Raw genomic sequence first — 9,878 nt, 5'->3', positions numbered from 1 at the left:
TCACATCTGTCTTACAAAACCGCCTGCGCACGCTTTACGCCCAGTAATTCCGATTAACGCTCGCACCCTACGTATTACCGCGGCTGCTGGCACGTAGTTAGCCGGTGCTTATTCTTACGGTACCGTCATGAGCCCCTCGTATTAGGAGAAGCCTTTTCGCTCCGTACAAAAGCAGTTTACAACCCGAAGGCCTTCATCCTGCACGCGGCATTGCTGGATCAGGCTTGCGCCCATTGTCCAAAATTCCCCACTGCTGCCTCCCGTAGGAGTCTGGACCGTGTCTCAGTTCCAGTGTGGCTGGTCGTCCTCTCAGACCAGCTACAGATCGTCGCCTTGGTGAGCCTTTACCTCACCAACTAGCTAATCTGATATCGGCCGCTCCAATCGCGCGAGGTCTTGCGATCCCCCGCTTTCATCCGTAGATCGTATGCGGTATTAGCACAGCTTTCGCTGCGTTATCCCCCACGACTGGGCACGTTCCGATATATTACTCACCCGTTCGCCACTCGCCACCAGGATTGCTCCCGTGCTGCCGTTCGACTTGCATGTGTAAGGCATGCCGCCAGCGTTCAATCTGAGCCAGGATCAAACTCTATAGTTCGATCTTGATTTTTTTGCGCATTGCTGCGCAACTCATAAATTGGAATCAACGTGAACTTCATTTCTGAATTTCACATCTTTTTTACTTCATGAGCGTTTGTAAGCCAATTAAGACTTAGTTCCAAAGAACTTGAGCCTCTCGCTTCAAACGCCCACGCTTATCGGCTGTATGTTTTTAATGATCTTGAAAGCGGCTTATCGCCACCTTCTTTTTTTCTTCGCCGTGATCAGCGAAGCCTTGTATTCTACAACGCTTTTTTGCGCTTTTCTTAAAAATCTTCATGATCTCTAAGAAAAACGCCCAGTCAACTGACTGGGCGTTTCTGGCGTTGGGAGCCTGACGATGACCTACTTTCACACGGGAATCCGCACTATCATTGGCGCAGAGGCGTTTCACTGTCCTGTTCGGGATGGGAAGGAGTGGAGCCACCTCGCTATGGTCGTCAGGCAAAACTTTTTATCTTTTTGACGTTTTTGGGGTCAAGAAGATCAATTTATAGAGCTAATCAGCTTTTGTCTTGTTAGACACCAGGTGTTGCCACCTGGATTTTGAATGCGTCAACTTGGCATAACTTCCTTGATTGCGCTGTAGGCAAATCAAAGTTATAGGGTCAAGCCGCACGAGCAATTAGTATCGGTTAGCTCAATGCATTGCTGCACTTACACACCCGACCTATCAACGTCCTGGTCTTGAACGACTCTTCAGGGGGCTCAAGGCCCCGGCAGATCTCATCTTGAAACGAGTTTCCCGCTTAGATGCTTTCAGCGGTTATCTCTTCCACACATAGCTACTCGGCAATGCCACTGGCGTGACAACCGATACACCAGAGGTGTGTCCACTCCGGTCCTCTCGTACTAGGAGCAGGCTTCCTCAAATCTGCAGCGCCCACGGAAGATAGGGACCAAACTGTCTCACGACGTTTTAAACCCAGCTCACGTACCTCTTTAAATGGCGAACAGCCATACCCTTGGGACCGGCTACAGCCCCAGGATGAGATGAGCCGACATCGAGGTGCCAAACACCGCCGTCGATATGAACTCTTGGGCGGTATCAGCCTGTTATCCCCAGAGTACCTTTTATCCGTTGAGCGATGGCCCTTCCATACAGAACCACCGGATCACTATGTCCTGCTTTCGCATCTGCTCGACTTGTCAGTCTCGCAGTTAAGCACGCTTATGCCATTGCACTATCGTCACGATGTCCGACCGTAACTAGCGTACCTTCGAACTCCTCCGTTACGCTTTGGGAGGAGACCGCCCCAGTCAAACTGCCTACCATGCACTGTCCCCGATCCCGATAAGGGACCTAGGTTAGAACCTCAAACACACCAGGGTGGTATTTCAACGTTGGCTCCATAGAATCTAGCGACCCTACTTCAAAGCCTCCCACCTATCCTACACAGATCTGTTCAAAGTCCAATACAAAGCTACAGTAAAGGTTCATGGGGTCTTTCCGTCTTTCCGCGGGGAGATTGCATCATCACAAACATTTCAACTTCGCTGAGTCTCTGGAGGAGACAGTGTGGCCATCGTTACGCCATTCGTGCAGGTCGGAACTTACCCGACAAGGAATTTCGCTACCTTAGGACCGTTATAGTTACGGCCGCCGTTTACTGGGACTTCAATCAAGAGCTCTCACCCCATCATTTAATCTTCCAGCACCGGGCAGGCGTCACACCCTATACGTCCACTTTCGTGTTTGCAGAGTGCTGTGTTTTTAATAAACAGTCGCAGCCACCGATTTTTTGCAACCTCATTGGGCTCCAGGAGTAAATCCCTTCACCTACTAAAGGCACACCTTCTTCCGAAGTTACGGTGTCAATTTGCCGAGTTCCTTCTCCAGAGTTCTCTCAAGCGCCTTAGAATACTCATCTCGCGCACCAGTGTCGGTTTGCGGTACGGTCGTGTGTAGCTGAAGCTTAGTGGCTTTTCCTGGAAGCAGGGTATCACTCACTTCGGCAGCAAGCTGCCTCGTTATCACCCCTCATCTAAGCCCGGCGGATTTACCTACCAGGCACGACTACAGGCTTGAACCAACATATCCAACAGTTGGCTGAGCTAACCTTCTCCGTCCCCACATCGCACTACACATCGGTACAGGAATATTGACCTGTTTCCCATCAACTACGCATCTCTGCCTCGCCTTAGGGGCCGACTCACTCTACGCCGATGAACGTTGCGTAGAAAACCTTGCGCTTACGGCGAGGGGGCTTTTCACCCCCTTTAACGCTACTCATGTCAGCATTCGCACTTCTGATACCTCCAGCACGCTTTACAACGCACCTTCACAGGCTTACAGAACGCTCTCCTACCACGTGCAATAAATTGCACATCCGCAGCTTCGGTAACTGGCTTAGCCCCGTTACATCTTCCGCGCAGGACGACTCGATCAGTGAGCTATTACGCTTTCTTTAAATGATGGCTGCTTCTAAGCCAACATCCTGACTGTTTTAGCCTTCCCACTTCGTTTCCCACTTAGCCAATTTTAGGGACCTTAGCTGGCGGTCTGGGTTGTTTCCCTCTTGAGTCCGGACGTTAGCACCCGGTGCTCTGTCTCCCAAGCTGTACTCGTCGGTATTCGGAGTTTGCATTGGTTTGGTAAGTCGCCATGACCCCCTAGCCAAAACAGTGCTCTACCCCCAACGGTAATACTTGAGGCACTACCTAAATAGTTTTCGGAGAGAACCAGCTATTTCCAAGTTTGTTTAGCCTTTCACCCCTATCCACAGCTCATCCGCTAGTTTTGCAACACTAGTCGGTTCGGACCTCCAGTACCTGTTACGGCACCTTCATCCTGGCCATGGATAGATCACTTGGTTTCGGGTCTACACCCAGCGACTAATTCGCCCTATTCGGACTCGATTTCTCTACGGCTTCCCTATTCGGTTAACCTTGCCACTGAATGTAAGTCGCTGACCCATTATACAAAAGGTACGCAGTCACCCTTGCGGGCTCCTACTTTTTGTAAGCATGCGGTTTCAGGATCTATTTCACTCCCCTCCCGGGGTTCTTTTCGCCTTTCCCTCACGGTACTAGTTCACTATCGGTCAATGATGAGTATTTAGCCTTGGAGGATGGTCCCCCCATATTCAGACAGGATTACACGTGTCCCGCCCTACTTGTCGCAAACTCAGTACCACACATCTCTTTTCGCATACAGGGCTATCACCTGCTATGGCCAGACTTTCCAGACTGTTTTGCTAAGAGTTGTGCTATCACTTGCAGGCTTCTCCGATTTCGCTCGCCACTACTTTCGGAATCTCGGTTGATGTCTTTTCCTCGAGCTACTGAGATGTTTCAGTTCACCCGGTTCGCCTCGCATGACTATGTATTCATCATGCGATACCTTTGCAGGTGGGTTTCCCCATTCGGAAGTCTCCGGATCAAAGCTCATTTGCCAGCTCCCCGAAGCTTATCGCAGGCTATCACGTCCTTCGTCGCCTATCATTGCCAAGGCATCCACCACATGCTCTTATTCACTTGACCCTATAACTTTGATCTTTCTTTCGAAATACCATCGTTTTATCAAGGAATGTTTGACAGGTCTCTCACCTGTCGCGTTATGCCGTATTCAATTTAACTTGAATAACTCGAATTTCAAACGTGAAGTCTGATATTCATTTTGACGCAATCAAAATTTGTTACTAGCGGCACGGTATGCACGAAACCTTTACGAATGTGCACTTTCCGCTAGCAACGCTGATTAAACTCTATAAATTTTTAAAGAACAGCCACCAACCTTTTCAGATTGGCCTATGTTGATCAAGCTATCTTGATCAACACTAAAGCATCCTCAGGCAACAAAACCCAAAGCAACTTTAGTGTTGAATAAACACACAGCAAATAAGAACTAACAAAATGTTGGTGGAGGTGACAGGACTCGAACCCGCTACCTACTGCTTGCAAAGCAGCCGCTCTCCCAGCTGAGCTACACCCCCCAAGCCAGAGCATCGTTGGACAACCCGGTTAACCGAACCCTTCGACATTGGTGGGTCTGGTTGGTCTCGAACCAACGACCCCCGCCTTATCAAGACGGTGCTCTAACCAACTGAGCTACAGACCCAAGTCGGTCACTTGGGACCATGGTTATTCACCGCAGTCGTCAGCGACAACCTTCCAACAACCGATAAGTGTGAGCGTTCAATTTGAGAAGCTAAATGTTTCCAGAAAGGAGGTGATCCAGCCGCACCTTCCGATACGGCTACCTTGTTACGACTTCACCCCAGTCACGAACCCTGCCGTGGTAATCGCCCTCCTTGCGGTTAAGCTAACTACTTCTGGCAGAACCCGCTCCCATGGTGTGACGGGCGGTGTGTACAAGACCCGGGAACGTATTCACCGTGACATTCTGATCCACGATTACTAGCGATTCCGACTTCACGTAGTCGAGTTGCAGACTACGATCCGGACTACGACTGGCTTTATGGGATTAGCTCCCCCTCGCGGGTTGGCAACCCTTTGTACCAGCCATTGTATGACGTGTGTAGCCCCACCTATAAGGGCCATGAGGACTTGACGTCATCCCCACCTTCCTCCGGCTTGTCACCGGCAGTCTCATTAGAGTGCCCAACTGAATGTAGCAACTAATGACAAGGGTTGCGCTCGTTGCGGGACTTAACCCAACATCTCACGACACGAGCTGACGACAGCCATGCAGCACCTGTGTTACGGCTCTCTTTCGAGCACCCCTCTATCTCTAAAGGGTTCCGTACATGTCAAAGGTGGGTAAGGTTTTTCGCGTTGCATCGAATTAAACCACATCATCCACCGCTTGTGCGGGTCCCCGTCAATTCCTTTGAGTTTCAACCTTGCGGCCGTACTCCCCAGGCGGTCAACTTCACGCGTTAGCTTCGTTACTGAGTCAGTAAAGACCCAACAACCAGTTGACATCGTTTAGGGCGTGGACTACCAGGGTATCTAATCCTGTTTGCTCCCCACGCTTTCGTGCATGAGCGTCAGTACAGGTCCAGGGGATTGCCTTCGCCATCGGTGTTCCTCCGCATATCTACGCATTTCACTGCTACACGCGGAATTCCATCCCCCTCTACCGTACTCTAGCCTTGCAGTCACAAATGCAGGTCCCAGGTTGAGCCCGGGGATTTCACATCTGTCTTACAAAACCGCCTGCGCACGCTTTACGCCCAGTAATTCCGATTAACGCTCGCACCCTACGTATTACCGCGGCTGCTGGCACGTAGTTAGCCGGTGCTTATTCTTACGGTACCGTCATGAGCCCCTCGTATTAGGAGAAGCCTTTTCGCTCCGTACAAAAGCAGTTTACAACCCGAAGGCCTTCATCCTGCACGCGGCATTGCTGGATCAGGCTTGCGCCCATTGTCCAAAATTCCCCACTGCTGCCTCCCGTAGGAGTCTGGACCGTGTCTCAGTTCCAGTGTGGCTGGTCGTCCTCTCAGACCAGCTACAGATCGTCGCCTTGGTGAGCCTTTACCTCACCAACTAGCTAATCTGATATCGGCCGCTCCAATCGCGCGAGGTCTTGCGATCCCCCGCTTTCATCCGTAGATCGTATGCGGTATTAGCACAGCTTTCGCTGCGTTATCCCCCACGACTGGGCACGTTCCGATATATTACTCACCCGTTCGCCACTCGCCACCAGGATTGCTCCCGTGCTGCCGTTCGACTTGCATGTGTAAGGCATGCCGCCAGCGTTCAATCTGAGCCAGGATCAAACTCTATAGTTCGATCTTGATTTTTTTGCGCATTGCTGCGCAACTCATAAATTGGAATCAACGTGAACTTCATTTCTGAATTTCACATCTTTTTTACTTCATGAGCGTTTGTAAGCCAATTAAGACTTAGTTCCAAAGAACTTGAGCCTCTCGCTTCAAACGCCCACGCTTATCGGCTGTATGTTTTTAATGATCTTGAAAGCGGCTTATCGCCACCTTCTTTTTTTCTTCGCCGTGATCAGCGAAGCCTTGTATTCTACAACGCTTTTTTGCGCTTTTCTTAAAAATTTTCTCTTTTTTGCTCATTCCAAACCAAGGAAGCTCTCCCGTTAGACACGGTAACGGTCCGGGCTTGTTTTTACTCTCGAGATGAGCGCCTGCGCAATCTCTGCTGGCGGCAACACTTCATCAGCAGCGCCCTGCAAGATAGCCTCCCTAGGCATTCCAAACACAATGCACGATGCTTCATCCTGGACGTAGTTATAACTCCCGGCCTCTTTCATCTCTCGCAGTGCTTTTGCTCCGTCATTTCCCATTCCAGTAAGCAAAACACCATAAGCATTGCGCCCAGCAATCTTAGCCGCAGACTTAAACAGCACCTCCACTGATGGCTTGTGCCGATTGACCGGTTCACCATCCTCAACAACAGCAAGGTAGTTGGCACCACTTCGATCAATACGGAACTGCAATCCGCCCGGAGCTATGTACGCATGCCCGGGCAAAAGTCTCTCTCCATTAACCGCCTCTTGCACAGCAAGCTTACTCAATCCATTCAAACGGGCTGCAAAGGTTTTGGTAAAACCTGGCGGCATATGCTGCGTAACCAACACCGCAGGAAAATCGGCGGGCAACCTAATCAAGATATCTTTGATCGCTTCTGTCCCACCTGTTGAAGCACCGATAAAAACCAGTTTTTCAGTGGAAAAACTGGTTTTTATCGCACCACCAGATGGCACGGTCGGCACTCGTTCGCGCGGCAAAGTTGCGTCACCTGCGGACGCAGTTGCTACGCGTCGCACATTGGCCTTTGCCGCAACCCGCACCTTCTCAACAATTTGATCAGACAAATCACTGAGGCCATCAACAACCCCTATTCTGGGTTTTGAAACAAAGTCCACAGCCCCCAACTCAAGCGCCCTCATTGTCGCCTCTGCGCCACGCTCAGTTAGAGTGGAAATCATCACCACTGGGGTTGGCCGCAATCGCATCAACCGCGCCAGGAAATCAAGCCCATCCATACGCGGCATTTCGATATCCAGAGTGATGACATCTGGACTCAACTCGCGAATCATCTCCCGCGCCATCAACGGATCGTTAGCCACGCCTACGCACTCCATATCTGCCTGACGATTGACGATCTCAGAGAGTAGACTTCGAACCAATGCGGAGTCATCAACAACCAAAACACGAATTTTCTTCACCAACACCCCTCAAAACAAATCAACAGAACCACCGGAAGTCGACCGAACAACTGTTGCGGCGTTTCCTTTGCGCTCTTCCACTGCAAGAGTTTCAGGATGAGCATGAGCCAATCGCTTAACAAGCGCTTTTCCAGAAGCGGGGAAAAAACAGACTTTTCTAGGATGGATGTCCAAGACATCCTGGGAGACAACAGGAATACGCTCTGTCGCCAAGTAGTCAAGCACAAACTTGGTATTTCTTTCTCCAACATTCATTGAAGTGAACCCCGCCATCACTTGGGCACCGCCGAAAACCTTTGCTTGCATTGACTCCCTGCGAGCCCCCGACTTCAACAGATGATTAATTAGCAACTCCATAGCATAGGACCCATAGCGCCCACCACCTTCTGCACCGTCACCGTCTGGCAACATGAAATGATTCATACCGCCAGAACGAACCCGACTATCCCAAATGCAAGCCGCAATACATGAACCCAAAACCGTCATCACCATCAGGTCTTCGCTAGAAACAAAGTACTCCCCCGGCAAAACTTTGACCGCATCGTATTGAAAGTGGTGATCAGCGTAAAAAAAAGAGGCTTCACCCGGGTTGCGCGGCAACGACTTCAAGCGATCGAGCTGGGAAACGCGTCCACCGATCGGCAGCTTTGCTCTTCCTAGCCCGTCGTCAGTCTGGACAGACATTCGACCTAAACCGGAAGAAGGTGAATTCATAAGGAGGCTACCGTATTGGCTAAATATAAAATATGTGGCGCGAAGCAATGAGCATTGCAGACTCAGGCTCTCTCATACACAGTCTTACCTCTCAAAACGAAGAGGTCACGGGACTCACTAAAATTCTCTGCGTGCCCAACAAACAACAACCCCCCTGGAGACATGACGCGATGAATGCGTTCAAGCACACTCCGCTGCGTGGGACCATCAAAATATATCATGACATTTCGGCAAAAAATCACATCAAATAATTCTTGAAACGGCCAAGAGTCTCGAACCAAATTCACAATTTTGAAATCTACCAACTTTTGAAGCTCTGGCTTGATTCTCACCATACCAGAATTCGAACCCTTGCCACGCAGAAAAAAATTACGGAATTGATCACTATTAATATTTCTTAAATTTTCAATTCGATAAATCCCATTTGCCGCCGTCGCAAGCACCTTTGAATCAATGTCACTCGCAATCAAAGTCAGACCAGGATTCGCCCCCAATGCATCAATTGCCGTCATCAGTATGGAATATGGCTCCTCACCCGTTGACGCTGCACAACACCAAATCTTCCACTTGCTTTTCTGCCTGTTATGCTTCAAGTATTCAGAAAATATCTTAAAGTGATGGTCTTCACGAAAAAAGGATGTGAGGTTAGTCGTTAAGGCGTTGATAAACTCCTGCCACTCAGGGCCATCACTGGATTCAAGCCACCCAAGATACTCATTAAAACTTCGATGCCCGGTTTCACGCAAACGTCGAGACAACCTGCTGTAGACCATCGCATGCTTGCCATTGTGTAGACTGATACCAGCACGCTGATAAATAAGTTTCTGAACCCTATCAAAATCAGCATTAGTCCACGCAAACTCCCTACCCTGAGCCTCAGCCGAGTTACCGTCTCGAAGGGTTGTAAATGCCAGCGAATCGGTCATGGAATGCTATCGCTCAAGTCATCAAGCATCAGCAACAAGGCTCATATCCAAACCAGACATCAGCTTCTCAATATCCAAAAGAATAAGCATTCTGTCATCCAACGAACCTAGTCCGATGATTGCATCAGAATCAATAATGCTCTCGATATCTGGAGCACCCCTCATCTGATCTGGCACAAGACCCATCACATCACTCACAGAATCAACAACAATACCAACAATACGTTGATGGAGATTCAAAATAATAACGACCGTAAATGCATCGTATACAGCATTTTCACAATTAAACTTCAGTCGCATATCGACTATTGGAACAATAGTTCCCCGCAAATTAACCACCCCTTTAATAAAGGACGGTGCATTCGCAATACGAGTTGGAGGCTCATATCCACGTATTTCTTGAACCTTCAGTATATCAATACCATATTCCTCGCGATCAAGCCTAAAAGTCAAATACTCACAAACCTTAACGCTCGATTCGCCGGAGATCTTTTCCATACCAGTTGACTCATTCATAAATTCAGCCT

The 9,878-nt window shown here is 49.4% G+C and carries 4 protein-coding genes, 2 tRNA genes and 4 rRNA genes (1 of these 10 cut by a window edge); all 10 read right to left on the bottom strand.

What is annotated here, in order from left to right; all coding sequences use genetic code 11:
• Positions 1-601 (bottom strand): 16S ribosomal RNA (locus KKO72_RS12375) (it extends 934 nt beyond the left edge of the window).
• A 334-nt stretch (positions 602-935) separates the two neighbouring features.
• Positions 936-1,048: ribosomal RNA gene (gene rrf / locus KKO72_RS12370) — 5S ribosomal RNA — on the bottom strand.
• A 159-nt stretch (positions 1,049-1,207) separates the two neighbouring features.
• Positions 1,208-4,086: ribosomal RNA gene (locus KKO72_RS12365) — 23S ribosomal RNA — on the bottom strand.
• 376 nt (positions 4,087-4,462) lie between these two features.
• A tRNA-Ala gene (locus KKO72_RS12360) sits at positions 4,463-4,538 on the bottom strand.
• A gap of 48 nt (positions 4,539-4,586) precedes the next feature.
• A tRNA-Ile gene (locus tag KKO72_RS12355) sits at positions 4,587-4,663 on the bottom strand.
• Between the two features lie 104 nt (positions 4,664-4,767).
• Positions 4,768-6,302, bottom strand: a 16S ribosomal RNA gene (locus KKO72_RS12350).
• Together the 16S, 23S and 5S rRNA genes with 2 tRNA genes alongside form the textbook arrangement of a ribosomal RNA operon.
• A gap of 317 nt (positions 6,303-6,619) precedes the next feature.
• Positions 6,620-7,714 (bottom strand): chemotaxis response regulator protein-glutamate methylesterase, encoded by a 1,095-nt coding sequence (locus KKO72_RS12345; RefSeq protein WP_251140617.1) that lies wholly within the window; start codon positions 7,712-7,714, stop codon positions 6,620-6,622.
• A 6-nt stretch (positions 7,715-7,720) separates the two neighbouring features.
• On the bottom strand, positions 7,721-8,395 hold the full coding sequence (cheD, locus tag KKO72_RS12340; protein ID WP_251140623.1) for a chemoreceptor glutamine deamidase CheD: 675 nt from the start codon (positions 8,393-8,395) through the stop codon (positions 7,721-7,723).
• A gap of 92 nt (positions 8,396-8,487) precedes the next feature.
• On the bottom strand, positions 8,488-9,351 hold the full coding sequence (locus KKO72_RS12335) for a CheR family methyltransferase (RefSeq protein WP_214938668.1): 864 nt from the start codon (positions 9,349-9,351) through the stop codon (positions 8,488-8,490).
• A 21-nt stretch (positions 9,352-9,372) separates the two neighbouring features.
• Positions 9,373-9,849 carry a chemotaxis protein CheW gene (locus KKO72_RS12330; protein WP_214938666.1) on the bottom strand — a complete coding sequence of 159 codons (477 nt, stop codon included), beginning with the start codon at positions 9,847-9,849 and terminating at the stop codon, positions 9,373-9,375.
• Between the last annotated feature and the right edge of the window lie 29 nt (positions 9,850-9,878).

This window comes from Rhodoferax sp. U11-2br (assembly GCF_018619435.1).
Lineage (GTDB): Bacteria > Pseudomonadota > Gammaproteobacteria > Burkholderiales > Burkholderiaceae_C > Rhodoferax.
The sequence above is the reverse complement of the archived record's forward strand: the minus strand, read 5'-3'. Positions and strand labels throughout refer to the sequence as shown.

Bases quoted from the DNA above. Each gene is read 5' to 3' on its own strand.
- cheD (WP_251140623.1), bottom strand. From the start codon at position 8,395: ATGTCTGTCCAGACTGACGACGGGCTAGGAAGAGCAAAGCTGCCGATC.
- KKO72_RS12335 (WP_214938668.1), bottom strand. From the start codon at position 9,351: ATGACCGATTCGCTGGCATTTACAACCCTTCGAGACGGTAACTCGGCT.
- KKO72_RS12330 (WP_214938666.1), bottom strand. From the start codon at position 9,849: ATGGAAAAGATCTCCGGCGAATCGAGCGTTAAGGTTTGTGAGTATTTG.